The 19,898-nt window shown below is 55.8% G+C and carries 16 protein-coding genes; 6 read left to right on the top strand and 10 right to left on the bottom strand.

The genetic code is table 11. The features are described 5' to 3' along the window. Positions 1–133: 133 nt before the first annotated feature. From hemW to NC979_RS14500, 3 genes are all read right to left on the bottom strand, one after another. Complete coding sequence (hemW, locus tag NC979_RS14510) at positions 134–1,351, bottom strand: radical SAM family heme chaperone HemW (protein WP_431191068.1); 1,218 nt, start codon at positions 1,349–1,351, stop codon at positions 134–136. Positions 1,352–1,387: 36 nt separating this feature from the next. After that, a complete protein-coding gene (locus NC979_RS14505) occupies positions 1,388–2,164 on the bottom strand; it encodes an MOSC domain-containing protein (RefSeq protein ID WP_190515153.1) in 777 nt (258 codons plus the stop codon). A 124-nt stretch (positions 2,165–2,288) separates the two neighbouring features. After that, positions 2,289–2,492, bottom strand: coding sequence for a hypothetical protein (locus NC979_RS14500; RefSeq protein WP_313887081.1), 204 nt, complete (start codon positions 2,490–2,492; stop codon positions 2,289–2,291). A gap of 124 nt (positions 2,493–2,616) precedes the next feature. On the opposite strand from NC979_RS14500, the gene mutS reads away from it, so the two are divergent. Continuing rightward, positions 2,617–5,301 carry a DNA mismatch repair protein MutS gene (gene mutS / locus NC979_RS14495; protein ID WP_190515149.1) on the top strand — a complete coding sequence of 895 codons (2,685 nt, stop codon included), beginning with the start codon at positions 2,617–2,619 and terminating at the stop codon, positions 5,299–5,301. 743 nt (positions 5,302–6,044) lie between these two features. Continuing rightward, complete coding sequence (locus NC979_RS14490) at positions 6,045–7,889, top strand: CASTOR/POLLUX-related putative ion channel (RefSeq protein ID WP_199308659.1); 1,845 nt, start codon at positions 6,045–6,047, stop codon at positions 7,887–7,889. Positions 7,890–7,934: 45 nt separating this feature from the next. Here the strand turns inward: NC979_RS14490 and hpxO are convergent, their stop codons facing one another. Continuing rightward, positions 7,935–9,095 carry an FAD-dependent urate hydroxylase HpxO gene (gene hpxO / locus NC979_RS14485; RefSeq protein WP_190515145.1) on the bottom strand — a complete coding sequence of 387 codons (1,161 nt, stop codon included), beginning with the start codon at positions 9,093–9,095 and terminating at the stop codon, positions 7,935–7,937. A gap of 308 nt (positions 9,096–9,403) precedes the next feature. Here hpxO and NC979_RS14480 point away from each other — a divergent pair, with 308 nt between their 5' ends. Beyond that, the gene (locus tag NC979_RS14480) at positions 9,404–9,610 is read left to right on the top strand and encodes a hypothetical protein (protein ID WP_190515143.1); all 207 of its coding nucleotides are present in this window, start codon (positions 9,404–9,406) and stop codon (positions 9,608–9,610) included. Here the strand turns inward: NC979_RS14480 and NC979_RS14475 are convergent. After that, entirely contained in the window at positions 9,607–11,556 is a 1,950-nt protein-coding gene (locus tag NC979_RS14475; RefSeq protein WP_190515141.1) for a tetratricopeptide repeat protein, read from the bottom strand. The two genes, NC979_RS14480 and NC979_RS14475, sit on opposite strands and share 4 nt — an antisense overlap. Positions 11,557–11,834: 278 nt before the next feature. Between NC979_RS14475 and NC979_RS14470 the strand changes: the two genes are divergently transcribed. After that, on the top strand, positions 11,835–12,245 hold the full coding sequence (locus tag NC979_RS14470) for a thiol-disulfide oxidoreductase DCC family protein (protein ID WP_190515139.1): 411 nt from the start codon (positions 11,835–11,837) through the stop codon (positions 12,243–12,245). Positions 12,246–12,335: 90 nt separating this feature from the next. Further along, positions 12,336–12,746 carry a hypothetical protein gene (locus NC979_RS14465; protein ID WP_190515137.1) on the top strand — a complete coding sequence of 137 codons (411 nt, stop codon included), beginning with the start codon at positions 12,336–12,338 and terminating at the stop codon, positions 12,744–12,746. A gap of 105 nt (positions 12,747–12,851) precedes the next feature. Here the strand turns inward: NC979_RS14465 and NC979_RS14460 are convergent, their stop codons facing one another. Continuing rightward, complete coding sequence (locus NC979_RS14460) at positions 12,852–15,143, bottom strand: GAF domain-containing protein (protein ID WP_242023855.1); 2,292 nt, start codon at positions 15,141–15,143, stop codon at positions 12,852–12,854. A 293-nt stretch (positions 15,144–15,436) separates the two neighbouring features. Between NC979_RS14460 and ffh the strand changes: the two genes are divergently transcribed. Beyond that, a complete protein-coding gene (ffh, locus tag NC979_RS14455; RefSeq protein ID WP_190515134.1) occupies positions 15,437–16,909 on the top strand; it encodes a signal recognition particle protein in 1,473 nt (490 codons plus the stop codon). Between the two features lie 93 nt (positions 16,910–17,002). Here the strand turns inward: ffh and NC979_RS14450 are convergent, their stop codons facing one another. The 4 genes from NC979_RS14450 to NC979_RS14435 all read right to left on the bottom strand — a co-directional run bounded on the left by NC979_RS14450 (position 17,003) and on the right by NC979_RS14435 (position 19,737). After that, complete coding sequence (locus NC979_RS14450; RefSeq protein WP_190515132.1) at positions 17,003–17,653, bottom strand: SDR family NAD(P)-dependent oxidoreductase; 651 nt, start codon at positions 17,651–17,653, stop codon at positions 17,003–17,005. A gap of 27 nt (positions 17,654–17,680) precedes the next feature. Then, complete coding sequence (locus tag NC979_RS14445; RefSeq protein ID WP_190515129.1) at positions 17,681–18,232, bottom strand: antibiotic biosynthesis monooxygenase; 552 nt, start codon at positions 18,230–18,232, stop codon at positions 17,681–17,683. Next, positions 18,229–19,128 (bottom strand): SMP-30/gluconolactonase/LRE family protein, encoded by a 900-nt coding sequence (locus NC979_RS14440; protein ID WP_190515127.1) that lies wholly within the window; start codon positions 19,126–19,128, stop codon positions 18,229–18,231. The genes NC979_RS14445 and NC979_RS14440 overlap by 4 nt, the downstream gene beginning before the upstream one ends. Before the next feature lie 162 nt (positions 19,129–19,290). Beyond that, positions 19,291–19,737, bottom strand: a complete 447-nt coding sequence (locus NC979_RS14435) for an ester cyclase (RefSeq protein WP_190515124.1) — start codon at positions 19,735–19,737, stop codon at positions 19,291–19,293. Positions 19,738–19,898: the final 161 nt, after the last annotated feature.

Raw genomic sequence — 19,898 nt, 5'->3', positions numbered from 1 at the left:
AGGGTGGATGCGTGGGCGGGTGGATGGGTAGTGTAGGGATGTAGGGTGCATCCGCAGAGCGATGCACCATTTAAGGTGTTTAATCTCGCAAGCTGCTTCGCAAGTTAAGGCTCAGATTCAGCTCCCTAAAACTTCAATTGTCAACCAAGTCATCGATCGCACGAAAGCAGTCAGAGAGCACAACGTTAGAGAACAAAAAACCTTCGGGATCGCTGAGGCTTAGGCGCTGAAGCGTATCCCAGGTATCGCCGTCTAGAATTACCCAGCCTTGAGCGATGTGGAGGTTGAGGGCTGAGCGCAGGGTGTCCCAAGTGGTGGGGTCGCAGAGCGATCGCAGCTCATCCCCACTGATCCCCTCCTTTAATCGCAAGCCCAACATCAGCCGATCCAGCAGTTGCTCCAGGGTTGGTGTCGGAGGTTCGCTGTGGATTCCTTCAGCAGCCTGAAACTCGTTTACCCAGTCGCCATAGGTCGCCAAGGTGCGGGGACGGCTAACGCGCTGGAGCTGGGTGTAGCTGGTCGCTCCGAGGCCAAAGCCGTAGTAGGGCTGATTGCGCCAGTAGGTCAAATTATGATGACATTGGTGGCCTGGCTGGGCGTAGTTAGAGACTTCGTAGTGCTCGTAGCCTTGGGCAGTGAGAAACGCTTGGGCGAGTTGATACATCGCCGCCGTTTGCTCATCCGTGGGCAGAGGCTGGTCGCCCGGCTGGTAGCGCTTGGCGAATACTGTCTGAGGTTCCACCGTTAGATCGTAGATTGATAGGTGATGGGGGTGGAGGGCTACCGCCTTAGACAAGCCAATTTCCCAATCAGTTAGGGTCTGATAGGGCAGTCCCGAAATCAAATCTAGGCTCCAGTTGGGCATGGCGACTTGGTGTAACCAGTCCACGGCGCGATAGACATCAACAACGCGGTGATAGCGGCCACAGCTCTCCAACGTTGTGTCGTCCAGCGCTTGCACACCGAGACTGATGCGGGTGATGCCTGCGGCTAGGTAGCCCTGAAGATGCTCTAGATCAAAGGTGCCAGGGTCCATTTCCATGGAGATCTCGGCTGTGGGGTCAATGCCGAGGTGCTGGTCGAGCTGGGCGAGAATTTGTTTGAGCTGGGGGACGGAGAGCAAAGAAGGGGTGCCGCCGCCGAAGAATACGGTCTGTAAGGGGTGCTCGTTGAGCTTTGGAGTCGCTGCAATCTCTTCGCACAGCCGGTCTACGTAGCTCTCGACTGTGCCGGAGGTTTCGCCCCGCTGCTGATTGCCCAGCACTGAGATAGGGAAGTCGCAGTAGAAGCAACGACGGCGGCAAAAGGGAATGTGAACGTAGGCAGAGGCCGGGCTAGCAATCATGGGCATGGCTATCCCTGGAAAACGTTGGGCAAGGGACGCCGCTTAAATCAAGCTAACACTATCCCCCACCTTGAGTGTGTGGCCGCCCTGGCCGACGATGTTGGTGTTGACCGCTAGCTTATAGAAGTGATTGAACTGTGACGAGGGAGCCCAGTCGGGCAGGGTGGCGGCCCGCTGTTGAGAGAAGGTTTTTTGAAAGTTGGTGGTGGCGTTGCCAGTTAGGGCGTCGCGGGTCGGGACGATGCAGCGCTGGCAGGGGTTGATGCCTTCTAGCACCACATTCCCGATCGTAAAGCGTACAGGGGCTGAGTCGGGGCTAAAGAGCTGGTCTTCCCAGAAGGCGGGGACACCGTCAATTTCTAAATTGGTGCGAAAGCGGCGGCGGGTTTCTTCAAGGGTGAGGTTGTGCCAGGCAGCGACGGCGGCTAGCGTGGCTGTGCTGACGATGGTTGGTCCGGCGGCGTTGGTATCATCTGGAAAGCCCAGGTTATGGTTTTCTCGCAGGGTAACGGACTGCTGAAAGTAGTCGCTCAGCCAGGCTTCGAGCTGCGATTCCTGCTCCTGCATCCGAAACGTGGTTGACGCGTTATCCCCCTCGATCGCTAGCGTAATCACCTCGCCATTCTTGGTAAAGGTGGCGCGCAGACGGTGGATGGCGGCGTTGCGCTTGCCGTTGATTAGGCGGTTTTGGGCGTCGAAGATGGCGTAGGTGCGATCGCCCTCCAGTGCCCCACTGGCCAATACCGTGGCCTGAGACACCGAAACCCCATCTAATGATTTGACGGGAAAACGATCGATGCGGGCGAGATGGCAGGTCATAGCTGAAGGTTGGTAGGCGGTTGAACCGGGCAATGCGGCCTACAAAAAAACGGAACCCTGGGCTGGCCTCAATACGCGGCTACAGCCCAGAATTCCGGTTTAACAACTGCTCTAAACGAGTTCTCTAGAACCCCTGGCGGGAGACGAATTTCTCGATATCGGCCTGGGTTTGGTGCAGCAGGTGGTGGCGGCTATCGCCGGTATTGCTGAGGGAAGGCACCAGGTTACGGGCCTGGAGCGTCATGTGGAGCTGGAGATGGGCGACGTATTCGGAAAAGTCTTCGCGGGTTTCGGTCAGGGCTGGAGCAAAGTTTTCTGACAGGGCCACGGAAACAACCTCTCTTCTATTAAACATCGATAACATATGCAACGATATCGAAACTAACATAGGCTCTGTACCCCTTACGGACCGTGCAACGAAGCTTAACGGTGCGTAACATCTGACACAATCCATGCCCGGTTCTTCCCCCTCCGCTGATAGCCCGCCCCCCATTCCCGAGCGGTTGGCCAAGCACACGGTGCGCTACGCCGACCACCACTCGGTAAATTGGGATGACCTGACGCCGATGATGCGCCACTACGTGGAAATGAAGGAGCAGTATCCCCACGCCCTGGTGCTGTACCGGGTGGGCGACTTTTTTGAAACCTTTTTTCAAGATGCGATCGCGATCGCCCGCGAGCTAGAGCTGGTGCTGACTAGCAAAGAGGCGGGCAAGCAGATTGGCCGGGTGCCGCTGGCGGGCATTCCCCACCACGCCCTCGATCGCTACTGCACGCTGCTGGTTGAACGGGGCTATGCGATCGCCATCTGCGACCAAGTTGAGGATCCGGCGGTTGCTCAGGGATTGGTCAAGCGCGAAGTCACCCGCGTCATCACCCCCGGCACCGTGATCGAAGAGGGTATGCTGAGCGCCAGCCAAAACAACTTTTTGGCCTCTGTAGTGGTGGCTGGTCACCACTGGGGAATGGCCCATGCCGATGTCTCCACTGGAGAATTTCTCACTACCCAAGGGGAAGACCTCGATCAGCTCTGTCAGGAATTGCTCAGGCTTCAGCCCGCCGAGGTGCTTTTTCCGGTGGATGCGCCCAACTTGGGGGCAATGCTGCGTCCGGGAGATCAGTCTGACCAATTGCCGGACTGCCTGCCGCGTCAGTTTTGCTACACCCTGCGGCCCCAAGGTCCCTATAGCCAAAGCGAGGCGCGGCAGCGATTGCTCCAGCGGTTTCGGCTCAGGTCACTAGAAGGGCTGGGCTGCGACCACTTGCCCCTGGCGGTGCGGGCAGCGGGCGGCCTGCTGCACTACGTCGAAGAGACACAGAAGACCGTGCAGGCTCCGCTTCAGCCCCTCTGCACCTACACCCTAGCCGCCTACTTGGTGATCGATCACCAGACCCGCCGCAATCTAGAAATTACCGAGACGGCACGGGATGGCACCTACAACGGCTCTTTACTGTGGGCGCTCGATCGCACCGTTACGGCCATGGGCGGGCGCACCCTGCGCCGTTGGCTACTGCAACCGCTGCTGGACGTGAAGGGCATCCAACAGCGGCAGTCCACAATCGTGGAACTGTTGCAGGACGGCAACCTGCGGCAGATGCTCCAGCACAAGCTGAAGCAGATCTATGACTTAGAACGGCTAGCGGGTCGAGCTGGATCTGGCACCGCCAACGCCAGGGATCTCGTTGCCTTGGCGGATTCGTTTTTGCGGCTGCCTGACTTGGCAGCTTTGGCAGAAAAAGCGACCTCGCCTTACCTGCAAGCCTTGCAGTACGTGCCGCCGGAGCTAGAGCAGCTGGGGCAAACGCTGCGATCGCACCTGGTCGAGACCCCACCCCTCTACCTCACCGAAGGCCACCTAATTCGTGATGGCGTCAACACCCAGCTCGACGACCTGCGCCAGCAAGCGGTGGACGACCAAAAGTGGATTGCGGAGCTAGAACCCGCCGAGCGCCAGCGTACCGGCATCTCCACGCTCAAAGTTGGCTTTAACAAAGCCTTTGGCTACTACATCAGCATTTCCCGCGCCCGCGCCGACCAGGCTCCCGACGACTACATCCGCAAGCAGACCCTCACCAACGAAGAGCGCTACATCACCCCCGAACTCAAGGAGCGGGAAACGCGGGTCTTCAACATTGAGTCTGAGATCAATGCCCTGGAGTACGAGATCTTCAACCGGCTACGCGAGCAGGTGGGCGAGCAGGTCGAACTGATTCGCAAAGTGGCCTCAGCAGTAGCGGCCGCCGATGTGCTGTGCGGCTTGGCAGAAGTGGCCATCTTCCAAGGCTACTGCTGTCCCGAGATGGATGAGTCGCGGGCGATCGCCGTCACCGAGGGCCGCCACCCCGTGGTCGAACAGCTGCTCCCGGCTGGGTTCTTTGTGCCCAATTCCAACTACATGGGAACGATCCCGAGCGATCGCGACGCCGACCATCCCCAAGATCTGATCATTCTTACCGGCCCCAACGCCAGCGGCAAGAGCTGCTATCTGCGCCAGGTGGGGCTAATTCAGCTGATGGCGCAAATGGGCAGCTTTGTGCCTGCCAAGGGGGCGCGGCTGGGGGTGTGCGATCGCATCTTCACCCGCGTCGGTGCCGTTGACGACCTGGCTAGCGGCCAATCCACCTTCATGGTGGAAATGAATGAGACGGCGAACATTTTGAACCACGCTACGCCTAGGTCCCTGGTGCTGCTCGACGAAATTGGCCGGGGCACCGCTACCTTCGACGGCCTCTCCATCGCCTGGGCGGTGGCTGAGCACCTGGCAGTTGAGATCGAAGCCCGCACCATTTTCGCCACCCACTACCACGAGCTGAACGAGCTGGCGGCGCTGATTCCCAACGTGGCCAACTACCAGGTGACGGTCAAAGAAATGCCTGACCAGATTATCTTTTTGCACCAGGTGCAGCCTGGCGGAGCCGACAAATCCTACGGCATTGAGGCAGGGCGGCTGGCGGGGTTGCCCACCTCTGTCATCCAGCGGGCTCGCGATGTGATGCGCGAAATTGAGCGCAACAGCACGATCGCCGTAGGATTACGGGGTGAAGCGCCTCAGCCGAGTAAGCCCCGCCGCCGATCAAAAGATTTGGCAGGTGCTTATGACCCTTCAGAACAGCTCGATCTGTTTGGGAGACCTTGACTCTGACCTAGGCCACCAAAGCGCCCATTGCTCGGTCGTGAATTTCAAACATTTCGGTCTTGAGCTGAAATGCTGGAGTTGACTGACTTGTCCACCTAGTCGAGCAGGTGTAGCGGTTTAAGCTCTATAGCGAAGTGTGAAATACCCTTGGAATCAGGCGGTTTTGCCTCTCAAAAGTGCTAGTAATACCTCTGATTTCAGAGTTAATCATGATTCCGATGAATAAAGTTTTGAAACTTCAAAGTTTGCCCCTTACAGTTTGGCTTCTTGGGAGTCGGGGCTATGTGATTCGGATGTGGTATTAGCCCTCAGTAGGATAATGCTTAAAGCTTGTCTGTTATCAAATCGACCAATCAAACTTGGCTTTTCATAGCATTCAATAACATATTTAGATACGTAGTTAACAATCTGTGGCAGCAAATGAGCAAAGCTGATCTACTATTGCTAAATTTTGTTATTGGTCTGAATCGTCCTCTTGCAATATGGACGGTTTTAGTTCATGAATTTTGGCTAGAGAAGCGTCGTTCTGCACCCAAGATATATCTGTAAACACTGAGTCAGGGCGGTGCAATCAATAATTAACCGGGAAAACTATTGCATACTCTGAATGTCTTAGAACATTCAATGCCAACTGGTTAGCCAACCCCTCTATGTCAAAATCCGTTCATCGCCGCTCAACACTTCGCAACAAACAGCACAACAGCACGCTTGGTGGCCGATTGCGCTACAGGTTTGACAACTTCATGGCCCGAGGGACCGTGGCGCTGGTGAGTGGCCTAGCGTTGGTATCCCTAGTATTTATTGTGCTGATGGCGATTTTGGTGAGCCTCTCGGGGCTTGCACCAGAGGGCAGCGATCGCCTCAATCTTCCCGAAGCCCTGTGGGGCGTGTTGATGCGGACCCTTGACTCAGGCGCAGTGGGGGGCGACACAGGCTGGGGGTTTCGCCTGCTTATGCTGTTTGTCACTTTTGGCGGCATCTTTGTCGTCAGCACGCTCATTGGTCTGCTCAGCAGCGGCATTGATGCCAAGCTAGAAGACCTGCGCAAAGGGCGATCGCGCGTCATCGAAACCGACCACATTGTGATTTTGGGTTGGTCGCTGCAAATTTTTACCCTCATTTCAGAGTTATCGCTGGCTAATGCCAACCGCTCAGACACCTGCATTGTGATCCTCAGCGACAAAGACAAAATTGAGATGGAAATGGCCCTAGCTGAAGTGCTGGGGAAATTACCTCGGATTCGTCTAGTATGCCGCACCGGCAGCCCCAGCAATATGGCCGATCTGGGCATTGTAAATATTCAAACGGCGCGTTCTATTGTGATCTTGAACCCAACCGTAGACCACGGAGATGCGCAGTTAGTCAAAACATTGTTAGCGATTACTACGATTCCTAGATCGCATCCCCAGCCCTATCACCTAGTCGCCCAGGTACAAAACCCAAAAACCCTGGATGTTCTTAAGCTAATTGCCCATGACGATATAGAGCCTTTGCTTAGTAACGACTTAATTTCGCGCATTGTTGTGCAGACCTGTCGACAGTCGGGGTTGTCAACGGTTTACATCGATTTGTTGAACTTCAGCGGCGATGAAATTTACTTTCGAGAAGAGCCTGCACTATATGGCAAGACCTATGGTGAGGCACTTTTGGCCTACAACAACTCAGTCGTAATTGGCATTCAAAATGTCGATGGTGATATTCAACTCAACCCTCCCAGTGAGCGGCGCTTGCAGACTTCAGAGCGCTTGATTGTTATTAGTGAAGATGACGATACAACTTACTTAAATCAATCAGCCGATGCTCCAATTGATCATCAAGCTATTCAGTTAGCTGAGCTCACCCCAGCCGCAGCCGAGCACACCCTAATTTTGGGCTGGAATGACCGCACCGAGACCATTATTCAACTTTTAGATCAATACGTGGCTCCCGGTTCAAGCGTCATGGTTGTTGCAGAGTTCCCCGCCGCAGAGGCGAATTTGTCGGAGATAACGCTGCGCCTTCAACGACAAACGGTCAGCTATCAGCAAGGGGATCCTACCGATCGCGATGTGCTAGAAAATCTCAATTTAACGCAGTATAACCATGCCGTTGTGCTGTGTAATTCGGCCCTTAATGCCGATCAAGCCGATGCCCATACGCTGGTAACGCTTCTGCATTTGCGGGATATTTGCGATCGCCATCACCACGATTGCCAGATCGTCACCGAATTTTTAGATGTTCGCAATCAAACCCTGGCGCAGGTCGCCCGCCCAGATGATTTCGTCATTAGTGAGCAGCTCATTAGCCTCATGCTGGCGCAGGTTGCAGAACAAAAAAATATTAATGCGGTCTTGACCGATCTCTTTAGCCCAGAAGGGTCAGAAATTTACCTCAAACCGGCTGGTCACTATGTAACTAGCGATCGCCCCGTCAATTTTTATACCGTGGTAGAAGCTGCTAGACAGCGGGGAGAATCAGCCATTGGATATCGGCGTAAAGCCAGTGCCAAAAACCTAGCCCAATCCTACGGAGTCGTGCTCAATCCCCCTAAGGATCAGCCCGTTGAGTTTCAGCCCCAGGACATGATTATTCTGCTAGCAGAATCCTGATGGCGCTGAGAAGACTCACAATCCGCTAGTTCCAATACGCGCTTGCTAGCCCATGGGGCCAGCTAAAATCACCTTGGCCAGGGCGTCAATGACGGCCTCGGGCGGCTCTTGCTTGAGGTCGCTGTACCACTGCTGGGTGGCCTTGGGTACATAGCCGTAGATGATGCTGGTGCGCTTGCGGGCCTTGAGCACTAGCTCGGCGGTGCGGTCTTTGCGGGCCGTCTCATAGCGCTTGAGGGCGTCGGCCACGCCAATGTTGGTGGTGTGCAGGTAGCGGGTCAGCACTTCGGCATCTTCGATCGCCTGACAGCCGCCCTGGCCCAAGGTGGGGGTGGTGGCGTGGGCTGAGTCGCCTACCAGGGCAATGCGTCCTTTCACTAAGCAATCTAGCGGGTCGATGTCGCCAATCTCTAGGCGATTGGTCTGCTCTGGGTCAAGGGCTTGAATGAGCTTTTGCACCGGCTCGGGCCAGCCCTGAAAGATTTTTGACAGTTCATCCTGGCGGTAGGTGGGCTCAACCTGGGTGCCCTCAGCCATCGGTGCCCCAAAGAAAAAGTAAAAGCGATCGCCCCCCACCGGCATCATCGAGGCGCGCTTGCTATCGCCCACGTAGAGCACCCACAGGTTTGGGTCGCACAGTTCAGGGTCAGCCTTGACCAGGCCATTCCAGTTGACGTAGCGGGCATAGCGGCGATCGACCTGTCCTACCACATGGGTCCGCACCGCTGAATGAATGCCGTCGGCCCCCACTACCAGGTCGCCGCTCGCCCGCTCCCCAGTCTCAAAAACGGCGGTGGCGCTGTGCTCATCTTGCTCAACGCCGGTGCAGAGCATGCCCAAGTGCACATCCTCGGGGCCAAAGGCTTCGAGCAGCATGGTTTGCAGATCGGTACGGGCTACGGGGTAGGGGCGCTGGCCCACCCGCTCAAACAGGGGGCGCAGATCGACGTAGCTCAGGGATTCATCGGTGTGGCTGCGGTACTCCATAGCGTTCATCTCGCCGCCAATGGCAGCGAGCTTTTCCCCCAGCCCTAAGCGGTTGAGCACCTTGACTCCGTTCGACCAGAGCGAGATACCGGCACCGGCGGGTCGCAGTTCTTGGGCGCGATCGTAAATTTCAACCTGGTACCCTGCCTGCCGCATGGCGATGCCCGTGGTCAATCCACCAATGCCGGCTCCAATAATCACCGCCTTCAGGTTGTACATGGATCGCTCCTAACTGCTGGGATGGGCATATTGCCAGGGCTGTGGCCTGCTGGCGCAGAGCCTTGGGTTTCATCGTCGATAGTTCTCACTATAAAGAACGCTTCTGTATACAGTGCACAGCAAAAGGCGGCTAGGTTAACAACCGTACTTAGGGTCGTCAACTGCCAAAGTGGGCTGAGCAGTATTTGTACTCAATCTTTAAGAACCCGCTCAATAGTTCACCAACTTGTCACTTTTGCTACATCAGAAACAGCTGGATTTTTTTCGGCCACAGAGAAGAGGTAACTGTCCAGATTTGGAATACCATCATGTGGCATCGTTTCTCTGTAGTGTTGGCTGCTGTTTTAGTTGGTGGCGTGGGTGGACTGAGCTATGTGGCGCTGTCTCCGCAGACGGCTGCTGCCCCGTTAGCTCCCGTAGAGGCTGCTGAGGTTAACGCGGATACGGTTGCTAGCAGCTACGTTCAAGGTAAAAAACGGTCGGGCAGCGGGCGGCGGCAGATGCGCGGCAGCTAGGGTTCTTCTCCCTGAATAGCTCGGAGCTTTTCTAGCTGATATTTGGCGTCGTCAAAGCAGCCCAGGCGGCTGACGTCGAGACAGGCGCTAGCTACGGTTTCTAAATCAGCGATCGCGCTCTCAATATCCCCCAGCTCCGCATGGAGCAACCCTCGGTCGTAATGGGCAAAGGGATGATCGGGATTGAGCTGAATCGTTTGATTGAAATCGGCCATGGCTCCAGCGTAGTCGCCCAGATCTTGGCGCGTCAAACCGCGATTGTAGTAAGGCTCCGGGCTGCCCGCATTGATCTGAATTGCGATCGTAAAGTCTTGAATCGCCCCCTGAAAATCGTTGAGGCGCCGCTTGACTAGCCCTCGGTTTTCGTAGGCCAGGCTGTTGTTGGGGCGCAGGTTGACGGCCTCGGTGCAGTCGTTGAGGGCAGCGGCGTGGTCTGCCAAATTGGAAAGCGATAGGCACCGATTGAGGTAGGCATCGGCCTTGCTTTCCGGATCCTTGGCCAGGTTGATGGCGGCGGTGTAGTCTTGCAGGGCTCCCTCTTCGTCCCCCAGCTCGGCCCGGGCATTGCCCCGGTTGATATGGGCGTCAACGTAGGTGGTTTCGCGCTCTAGGGCATCGCCGTAGTCGGCGATCGCCCCCTGCAAATCTCCTAGGTGAAAGCGCAGGTTGCCCCGCTGAAAGTACCAGGCGGCCGTGTCGGGGTCGTTCTGAATGGCATTGGTCAGGTCTTGCAGGGCCTCCTCCGACTGCCCATTTTCCCACAGCAGCGTAGAGCGCTGGGCTAGGGCCTTGCCATGGTCGGGCTTTAGATTGATAGCCTGGTTGAGGTAGTTGAGCGAGTCATTCTTTTGCCCCACCTGCTTAGCGGCCTCGGCCTGCTGCAGTAAGCCATTGACCGTCATGCGTTGGGGAATGCGTAGCAAAAACACCCCCGCCACCGTCAGCAGGGCGATCGCGATCCCCGCGCCCAGCCAGACCTTGGGGCGACGGTTAAGGCGGGCGGAACGGGAAGCCGGAGTCGGCATTGACGCTAACCGTTCTGAATCCACAGCGCCGTTCTCCGGGGGCGGGGGGCTAGTGGGCTCGGCTGCAGCCGCTGGGGCAGCGGGGCCCACTCGCTCGGCTAGGTCCAGCAAAACGTCTTTGGCCTGGTGATACTGCGTCTCGGGCTGAGGCGACACCATTTTGGTCAGAATGTCTTTGAGGGGGTTGCCCAGGGTTGAGCACTCGTCAAGTTGGAGCTTGATCTGGGCTAAGAAATCATCCTGGTTAAGGCGAGGAATTGCCTCGTTAGACAGGCCCGTGGCCATCTGCATGGCAATCATGCCCAAGGCAAAGTGGTCGGTAGCAAAGCGGGTGTACTGGCGGTGTTTGACCTGGGGCAAGTAGGCTGACTCGGCGGTGAGAGTTGCGGAGTTGCCGTTGTCCAAGCTCGGCTCTGGAGTGCCCGCATCCTGAATCAGGCCAAAATCTACCAGCACCAGGTGGCCGCGATCGCGGTGCCGAATCAGGTTGTTGGGGTGCAGATTTTGGTGGGCAATGCCGTGGCGTTGGATCAGGTCTAAAATTTCCAGGCTCTCGACTAAAAAGCGCAGTACCTCGGCCTCTGATCTGGGTTTGCCTTCAGCCAGTTCAGCCATGAGAGAATGGCCTGCAACATAGTCGCGCACCCAGTAAAAGTCTTGCCCCTCCTGAACCGTAGAGAGGTTTTTGGCGATCGCTTCGTGATCGCCCATGCGCTTGAGCAGGTTAACCCGCTTGGCCAGCAAATCGTTGAGAAATTTTAGGGTAATGGTGTTGTGAGAGGGCAGCTGCAAATGCTTAACAATGCACTTCGCCTTTGCCGGATCGCCATGATCGGTCATCAGGTAGGTCTTGGTGTAGGCCTTAGTACTGACAACTCGAATGAACTGAAACCGTCCATCGATCAGTCTTTTCACAACCATTAGTTTTTGCTGAGGTAAATGCACCGGCTAGGGCGTTGCCCGCAACCCTAGGCCGTGGGTCATGCGTTAGCGTGCTGCCCGATCTCGTCGGTGCTCTGAAGTGGACGCCTCAGAGAGCTTAAACCCCTACTTAAGGGCCAACGGCTATCCCAAAGAGATAAGACAAGATATAGCGTCGATTTCAGGAAGAAAGCAGTGCGAGCTAATCTACCCCACAGCTGAAACTCAATCAGCGGATGGCTAAGATAATAAGGCGACCCATCAGCAGCAATACTACTATGTACTGTGTGATTTATGACGGTAACTGTAACCTCTGCGTCAGTCTAGTGCAACTGCTGGAGTCGCTCGATCAGGGCACCCAGTTTCAGTACGTGCCCATGCAGGACGAGGCTACTTTGGCTCTCTACGGCATTAGTTCCCAAGACTGCGAAGCCGGCATGATTGTGATTGACAAGCAGGCCCCTGAGCGCCGCTGGCAGGGCAGTGATGCCGCCGAAGAAATTGGCCGTTTGCTGCCCCTGAGCAACCCCTTTATCCAAGCCTATCGAGCGCTGCCTGGAGCCAAGGCGGTGGGCGACTCGATCTACGCCGTGGTGCGCGATCGCCGCTACGAGCTGTTTGGTAAGCGTCAGGCGCGCTACGACTCGGTTTATCCCCTCTGCGACGGAGATGGGTGTATCCACAGATGAGGGGTTCGACCCCCCACGGTTACCTTGGATACATAAAGGCAGCGGCTCACACGGAATTGGGCGTGCTGCTCCCTCGTTGTTGACCCAAGGATGACCATCATGAGCCTGCGATCGCAACTTGCCCTAGCTACCCTCAGCATTTTGGCCACCGCTGCCCTAGCCGCCACCGCCGCAGACGCCCGCCCTGGACAAGACCAAGGGCAGCGTCCTCAGCCCAGCGCATCTGCAGTGCAAGAGGTGGTACCCCAGGTAGAATCCCCTGCCGTGACGGTAGAAACCTCCGAGGTCACGCTCGAAACTGTCGAGGCCGTTCTCGTCGAACCGCTTGAAGTTGAGACCCCTGAGTCTGAGACTGCTGTAGTCACCACCGCCTCAGAGGAGCAGAATTTACCTCCGGGTCTGCAACGCCAGGTCGATGGCGATCGCGGCCTGCCCCGCGGCCTTCAACGCCAGGCTGACAGTGACCGTGGCCTACCTCCCGGTCTGCAACGCAGCCGCTAGATCAAGACTGATAGGAACCGGGTGCCTGTTGAGTTGTCCAACGCGTGAATGGACGATTCTCAGGCACCCGGTCCCTTTTGGGGCCTATTTCTACGGCAGCTGCCCCTACTCAGGGTTCACCCTTACCCGAGCAAACTTGAGGCCGCTAACTCCCTGGAGCGGTTCTACCGTGCCCTGCTCAATGTCGCCTGCCACAATGCCTTCGCGGTGCAGGTAGCGCAGGTAGCGCTCATACTCCTGCCACTCTTCGCTGGTCGAATAGACCACCGTCAGCATGCCGGGCTGGGTAATGCGATCGCCCTTTTCCGCATCGCGGGCCTTGTCAATGCGCTTTTTGACGATTTCGTAGCGAGTGTCGCGGGTGCCCCGCACATCAAACAGGCGTTCAGTCGATTCGTCGTGGACGATATCCACCGTGTAGCCCTGCACCAGCACCAGGTGGGTAATGGTCATGTCGGTGTCGTAGGCGGCCTTGAGCAAAAACCCCTTGCGAGCGCAGTCGCACACCGCCCGCAGCTGCTCATAGCGCAGTGACTTGAGCTGAAACTCGGTGAAATTAGGGTCGATGGCCCGACCAGTGTAGATCATGTGGTCAATGCCGTCGGTGGCCTCTAGATCGCAGTAGTGGGGGGTAATCGCCTGCATCGACTGCTGCCACTGGGTCCAGGTATCGCGCAGCAGCCCGTTGATGTGGCCAATGGTTTCGTCATACAGGGCGCGGGCGGCGTAGACGCAGCCGTGGTTGGCGTCAATGGCGGCTTTGTACTGAGCGATCGCGGCTTCGGCCTCGGGGCTGTGTTGGGCAAAATAGGCAAAATGCACCTCTACTTCCCCTTGCAGATAGCGCAGCAGCGTCACCTCAGAATCGACCGTTACCCCTTTCTCCAGCCAAGCAATGTGGTCGGCCAGATCGAGGGCCAGCTGCCCCACCAGGGCATTGTTGACGGCCCGGCCCGCTGCTTCCACCACCGCCAGGGCGAGGCGAAACTGGGTTAGCAGATCTTTTTGAATCGTCCGGTTGCGCTCATCAGATGAGCCGCGAATATCAGAGATGCCGTAGAGCGGGTAGACATTCTCAAAGACAATCTGGGCGGGGGGCAGCCCCAGGCTCAGGCGCTCGGCCTCTTGCTCAAACCGCCACCGCACTGAGGGGTGAATGTTGGTGAAGCGGTCTTGCACACTATGGCGCATAGCCGCCGTCAGCGCTGGAATCAGCGTGGTGGCGCGGCTGCAATCGGCTTGGTCGAAGGCGTAGGGCCTAGGGCTGGTGAGGCCGACAAGGCCCACCATCTGGGCCGTGCTGTCGCCCAGCCGGGCGGTGCGCATCACTAGCGGGATCAGCAGCAGCGATCGCACCCCCTGATTTAGCATCGCGGCCTCGCAGGCCGTAGTGCACTCGAGGCTGAGGTCGGACACATTGACCACCTCACGGCGATCGGTTGCCCGCAAAAAGACTGATCCCTGCAACTCTGCGATCGCGTAGTTGGCAGTCTGCCACTCGGGCTGGTTGAGCTGAGTAAAGAGCTGGGCCTGGCTATTTTCGGCGCTCAGCAAAAAGCTGTCGGTAGCGCTAAACAGCTGCTTCATCAGCTCGTTGGCCTGCTCAAAGCGGCGTGTTCCCAGCACTGACTCGTGACCCACCAGCAGTTCAATCAGCGCCTTGGAGGTCTCCTGCTCGGTGACGTCGATGCCCTCGATCAAAATCTGGCCGCTAGCGCTGTACTGGCCTGGTTTGAGGGCCGCAATCAGCTGTCTAAAGGCGGGTTCTTGGCCGAGCAGCTGGCTGGTTACCTGCTCGCGGCTGGGGGCCACAGGCCAGCAGTCTGCCAGGCAAGCCTGAAGCTCGGGGGCGATCGCCGTTATCTGCAAGCCCCCCGTTGCCGTGCGCAGCCGGAGCTCAATCTGGCGGGTTTCGCCGGTTTCAGAGTCGGCCAGCGACACTACCAGCGGCTCGTCGAGCAGCCGCTGTGAAACTAAGTCGTCTGACCCATAGGCATAGCGCAGCACCGCATTTAAAAAATTCCGTCGAAACTGCTCCCGCAACCCCTTTTGATCCGCTGCTGAGAGCCGGTCAAAAAAGCTGAGGTCGAGGTGCCTCCCCTCAGAACAAATGCCCGTCAGCCGGCAAAAGTATCGGTTGGCAAACAGCACCGGATAGGCTGGGGTGGGGGTGCCGATCGTCGTAGCTACATCCACCACCGCCATGGCAAAGTGGCTGTAGTTCTGAATCAGCTCTAGCCAGGGCAAGGTTGGTTGAGCCATCATTTGATCAGGGGTCTCACCCTCCTGGCCGCATTCATCGCGATCGCCCAGACTATACGAAATATCTATCAGTAGTCCCCCCTCAGGGGCAACTATTCGATCAGTATCGATGCAGCGAGACGATTCGTTTGCCATAGTTGCTCTTGATGTACCCTTCAAAAGTCTTACAAAGCAACCCAGAAGAATTCCGCAGCAGCCCTGACATCTTTGCGGAATCCTAGGAGTTTTTAGAGATGGGATAAACCCTACCCTTGTGACGCAACACCAGCCTAGTATTTGTGTCAGCTCACCTGGACTGAGTTTTGCGTTTATGTTTATGGTACCCAATCGCGGCGCGTCATTCCCAGCTGGGCGAGCTGCGCTCCTGGTTAGGACCTTCACCCCTTAGAATAGAATTTCCGCCCCAGGATTATTCTCTTCGTTAAACCATGTTTGAAGCCCTGTCCGATCGCCTTGAGTCTGCCTGGAAAAGCCTGCGTGGCCAGGACAAAATCAGCGAGTCCAACATCGACAGCGCCCTGCGCGAGGTGCGCCGTGCCCTGCTAGAGGCCGATGTCAACCTCCAGGTGATCAAAGACTTTATCGCCCAGGTCAAAGAAAACGCCTTGGGCATTGAGGTGGTCAAAGGGGTAAGCCCCGACCAGCAGTTCATCAAAGTGGTGAACGACGAACTCATCCGGCTCATGGGCGACACCAACGCCCCTCTGGCCGACTCTCCGACTAAGCCCACCGTGGTGCTGATGGCGGGCCTTCAGGGTACGGGTAAAACCACTGCTACTGCCAAGCTGGCCCTGCACCTGCGCAAAGAAAACCGCAGCACCCTACTGGTCGCCACCGACGTTTATCGCCCTGCGGCGATCGATCAGCTGGTCACCCTCGGCAAGCAGATCGACGTGCCCGTGTTTGAGCTGGGCACCGACGCCAACCCAGTGGATATCGCTCGCCAGGGCATTGAGAAAGCCAAAGCCGATGGCGTTGACACTGTCATTGTCGACACCGCCGGTCGTTTGCAGATCGACCCCAAAATGATGGCCGAACTGGCCGACATCAAAACTGCCATTCACCCCGACGAAGTGCTGCTGGTAGTCGATGCCATGACCGGCCAGGAAGCTGCTAACCTCACCCGCACTTTCCACGACGAGATTGGCATTACCGGGGCCATTCTCACCAAAATGGATGGCGATGCCCGCGGTGGTGCGGCCCTGTCGGTGCGGCAAATTTCGGGCCAGCCGATCAAGTTCATTGGTGTGGGCGAAAAGGTAGAGGCTCTGCAACCCTTCTACCCCGATCGCATGGCCTCCCGCATTTTGGGCATGGGCGATGTGCTTACTCTGGTCGAAAAAGCTCAGGAAGCCGTTGACATTGCCGATGCCGAAAAGCTGACGCAGAAAATTCTCGAAGCCGAGTTTGACTTCGACGACTTTCTCAAGCAGATGCGCTTTATGAAGAGCATGGGCTCCTTGGGCGGCATCATGAAGCTGATCCCAGGTATGGGCAAGCAGATTACTGGAGACATGCTAGAACAGGGCGAGGCTCAGCTCAAGCGCTGCGAAGCCATGATCAACTCCATGACCACCCAGGAGCGCAAGCAGCCCAACTTGCTCTCTAGCTCACCCAGCCGCCGCCGCCGCATTGCCAAAGGCTCGGGCCATCAAGAAAAAGACGTGGGCAAGCTGGTCAGCGACTTTACTAAAATGCGCACTATGATGCAGCAGATGGGTCGGGGCGGTGGCTTCCCTGGTATGGGTGGTATGCCCGGCATGGGTGGCGGTATGCCGGGTATGGGCGGTGGAATGCCGGGGCTACCGGGCATGGGCGGCGGGCCTCAGCCAGGGTTTCGTGCCCCCAGCAATAAGAAGCAAAAAGCTCATAAGAAAAAGAAGGGCTTTGGCCAGCTTTAGGCTAGTTAAGGTGGCTGCGACCGCCGCCACAAATTCAGATCTAGCCCATCCACCACCCCAATACCTGGGGTAGTGGATGGGCTAGATGTTAGATCAATAGATCGTTTCGTATTCCCCATTTTCAGCAATGTGGAGCTTCCAGTATTCTTCAGCAATCAGGTCGCTGCTGTACTTGGGGTCATCGCCGTTGACTGTGCCGCAGATGGTGACAGTACCGACTTTAATTGGCGAATCCTTCAGTGCAGCGTGGAGCGTACTGGCCAGCACCCGAATGCCCGCTTTGCCTAAGGAAAGAGAGACAAAGTTGGGGTCGGGGTAGAGGACAAACCCGCCGCCCGTGAACAGCAGCGTGCCTTTTTGCTCAGTCTGCATCGCGGGCAGGATAGCTTGAACGCAGGCGATCGCCCCCGCTACATTGGCTTTAAAGTCGTTGACCAAGGTGTCGTATCTGGTCTGCAATACGCTTTCCATGCGGGGCACCGCGGCGTTGTAGATTAGCACTTCTGGCGTGCCCGACTGGGTTTGAATAGCGGCAAACGCAGCCGTTAGGGCGGCCTCATCCCCTGCATCGGCTAAGAAATAGTGGGAGGTGATACCCTCGGTTTCAAAGGTGGCTTGGTAGGCTTTCAGCTTGGCTTCGTTACGGGCGACCATAGCGATCGCAAAGCCTTGACTAGCAAACTTGCGGGCGATCGCCATGCCGTTGCCTTCACCCATACCTACAATGACGCACAACTTTGCCATAACTTTTCTCCTGGTTTGAGTGGGTAACTAAAGCTGGGGATAGAGCCAACTAGCTAGTAACTTGGTCAGCCTAGGCATGACTACATAGGTCATTAGCGCCGTTGTAATAAACACTAAAATTAGTAACTGCACCAACGGCGGAAATGGTGCTAACCAGGCTGTAGGCAGCAACACCAGCACCCGGTTGATGGCAAAAATGGCCACTCCAGAAACTAGAACCATCTTGTAACGGGCGGGAGGTTTCACACCTGGTTTCGCAGGCAGCGTAAACCAGGTTTCTAAGCCAGTAATAATTGAGAATGTGCCATCATCAACTGTGAGTTCTTTGGCTACGCTCAAAAACTTTTGACGAGCGGTGGAGTTTTCCCAACGCTTCAAATTTTCTAGCCGATCAAACTTGAAAATGATGCGATATTCCGACGGGTTTTGTTCATTAGGTCGAAAGACCGAGGAGCCTAAATAACCTTCAAAGGTGCTGGCGGTGCCGATAATTTTCTCTAATAAAGTCTCAAACTCACGGTCTTTGCCGGGTCTGACGCTTTGCATTACATCCACCGTTACGGGAAGGTCACTAATCATGGTGTGGCTTCCAAGTGGGGTGCGCCGGTAATGCCCACCTCAAGCCGTACGATTTGGGCCGGCTCAACGCCCCCTGGTAGCGGTAAAAACATGCCTCCATTGTTGACAACGTACAAATCTGTGCCGTGAAAGGCTACAGCGGTGCAGCCAGTGACCCCCTGCTCAGATTGAGCGATAATTGTCGTTTGGCCATCGGGCTTGATGCGCAGCACGCTGTTGTAGACATGGGTTGCCCCATAGAGATTGCCGTGGGCATCAAAGGCAAAATCATCAATATTAGTGTCCGACACAAAAATTTTGGGCTCTTGGGGTGCCAAATTGTTGTTTAGGGGAATGCGCAGCAGCAGCTTTTGCTGCGTGTTAGATACATATAAATCGTTTCCAAATCGCTTCAACCCGTTGGCGGCTGGGAAGGGATCATCGCTGTCGCTACGGGCCAATAGCGGGTGCTCTAGCCAAACTTTAACGGCCTTAGTTGCTAATTCAAAGAGCCAAATTGCTCCTCGGTAGGAATCGGCCATGAGGTACAAGTCGGGTGCGATGGCTGTAATGCCATTGAGAAAAGCGCCCTCAGGAACAGTTTGCAACGACTGAACCGTTCCTTGCGCTAGCGTTGCAATCAATGGCACACCCTCCGCAGTCCATCCGTTGACCAAAAGGTTGTCTGACCCGGTGATAACAATGCCCGTGACTTTGCCGTCAAGCTTGGCATATTGAGTGAGGTTGTGATGGGTGTCGAGCTTAAAAATTTCTCCGGCTTCGTGGCTAGTGACAAAGATATCGCCATTTGGGGCGATCGCCAGGTTTTCTAAAAACGTATTGATTGGAAAAGTCGCTAGAGATTGAGCTGAAACTAGCTCAACGGGTGTGTTGGCATAGAGATCTGGAAGGGCCATAGCTATAGCGCAGAACAGAATACAGTTCGGGCATTAGATATCGTTAAGTTATGTTGGCGCATAACCAACAAATAGTCATGTATCCTATCCGACAAAGTTGAGCAGTTTTTAATTTAGGTAGCTGCTGACTTCATAGAAGATGTCATGACATTCTCTAAACGGTTAGTTAAGAATCAAAGGCGCTAACACAGGAGCCATCAGCATTTCAAATTCTAAGTTCGTAGCGCTGACAATGTTTCCCACAATCTTGCCTTTGAGAATGCGCATAACGTGAGTTTCGTGAAAGGTAATGACGCGATCGCTCTTGGGAATGCCAAAATAGTCTTTCACATGCTGCTGAAATGACTTGAAGCGCACTACTACGCGATCGCCTGCCGCAAAACCGTCTTCAATAGTTAGGGGTTCCACATCGGGAAAGGCCGCGTAGAAATCAGAAAACACCTGTGTGTATTCTTCAATACCATTGATGGGGCCGCTGGGCTTCAAGCCAGTAGTCACCTGCACGTTTTCATCGAGTAGTTCCGCTGCGATGCTCAGATCGCCTTTCCCCAGAAATTGGGCGACAAATCGATGAGCAATTGCCAAATTTTGAGATTCTATATCACTCATGGTTTGCTTTCTTTACGCCTTACGCCCACGATAGAGGCAGGATTAAAATAAATCAAATTGATAGTTAAGATGCAATCCATCAACCAAAATGATTGAGCTAGGGGCTATCGACCTCAACCTATTGGTGGCTTTTGAGGCGCTGTATGATTCGAAAAGCGTTA

Source organism: Leptolyngbya subtilissima AS-A7 (assembly GCF_039962255.1).
GTDB lineage: Bacteria > Cyanobacteriota > Cyanobacteriia > Phormidesmidales > Phormidesmidaceae > Nodosilinea.
The sequence above is the reverse complement of the archived record's forward strand: the minus strand, read 5'-3'. Positions and strand labels throughout refer to the sequence as shown.

Bases quoted from the DNA above. Each gene is read 5' to 3' on its own strand.
- hemW (WP_431191068.1), bottom strand. From the start codon at position 1,351: ATGCCCATGATTGCTAGCCCGGCCTCTGCCTACGTTCACATTCCCTTT.
- NC979_RS14505 (WP_190515153.1), bottom strand. From the start codon at position 2,164: ATGACCTGCCATCTCGCCCGCATCGATCGTTTTCCCGTCAAATCATTA.
- mutS (WP_190515149.1), top strand. From the start codon at position 2,617: ATGCCCGGTTCTTCCCCCTCCGCTGATAGCCCGCCCCCCATTCCCGAG.
- NC979_RS14490 (WP_199308659.1), top strand. From the start codon at position 6,045: ATGGCCCGAGGGACCGTGGCGCTGGTGAGTGGCCTAGCGTTGGTATCC.
- hpxO (WP_190515145.1), bottom strand. From the start codon at position 9,095: ATGTACAACCTGAAGGCGGTGATTATTGGAGCCGGCATTGGTGGATTG.
- NC979_RS14480 (WP_190515143.1), top strand. From the start codon at position 9,404: ATGTGGCATCGTTTCTCTGTAGTGTTGGCTGCTGTTTTAGTTGGTGGC.
- NC979_RS14475 (WP_190515141.1), bottom strand. From the start codon at position 11,556: ATGGTTGTGAAAAGACTGATCGATGGACGGTTTCAGTTCATTCGAGTT.
- NC979_RS14470 (WP_190515139.1), top strand. From the start codon at position 11,835: ATGTACTGTGTGATTTATGACGGTAACTGTAACCTCTGCGTCAGTCTA.
- NC979_RS14465 (WP_190515137.1), top strand. From the start codon at position 12,336: ATGACCATCATGAGCCTGCGATCGCAACTTGCCCTAGCTACCCTCAGC.
- NC979_RS14460 (WP_242023855.1), bottom strand. From the start codon at position 15,143: ATGGCAAACGAATCGTCTCGCTGCATCGATACTGATCGAATAGTTGCC.
- ffh (WP_190515134.1), top strand. From the start codon at position 15,437: ATGTTTGAAGCCCTGTCCGATCGCCTTGAGTCTGCCTGGAAAAGCCTG.
- NC979_RS14450 (WP_190515132.1), bottom strand. From the start codon at position 17,653: ATGGCAAAGTTGTGCGTCATTGTAGGTATGGGTGAAGGCAACGGCATG.
- NC979_RS14445 (WP_190515129.1), bottom strand. From the start codon at position 18,232: ATGATTAGTGACCTTCCCGTAACGGTGGATGTAATGCAAAGCGTCAGA.
- NC979_RS14440 (WP_190515127.1), bottom strand. From the start codon at position 19,128: ATGGCCCTTCCAGATCTCTATGCCAACACACCCGTTGAGCTAGTTTCA.
- NC979_RS14435 (WP_190515124.1), bottom strand. From the start codon at position 19,737: ATGAGTGATATAGAATCTCAAAATTTGGCAATTGCTCATCGATTTGTC.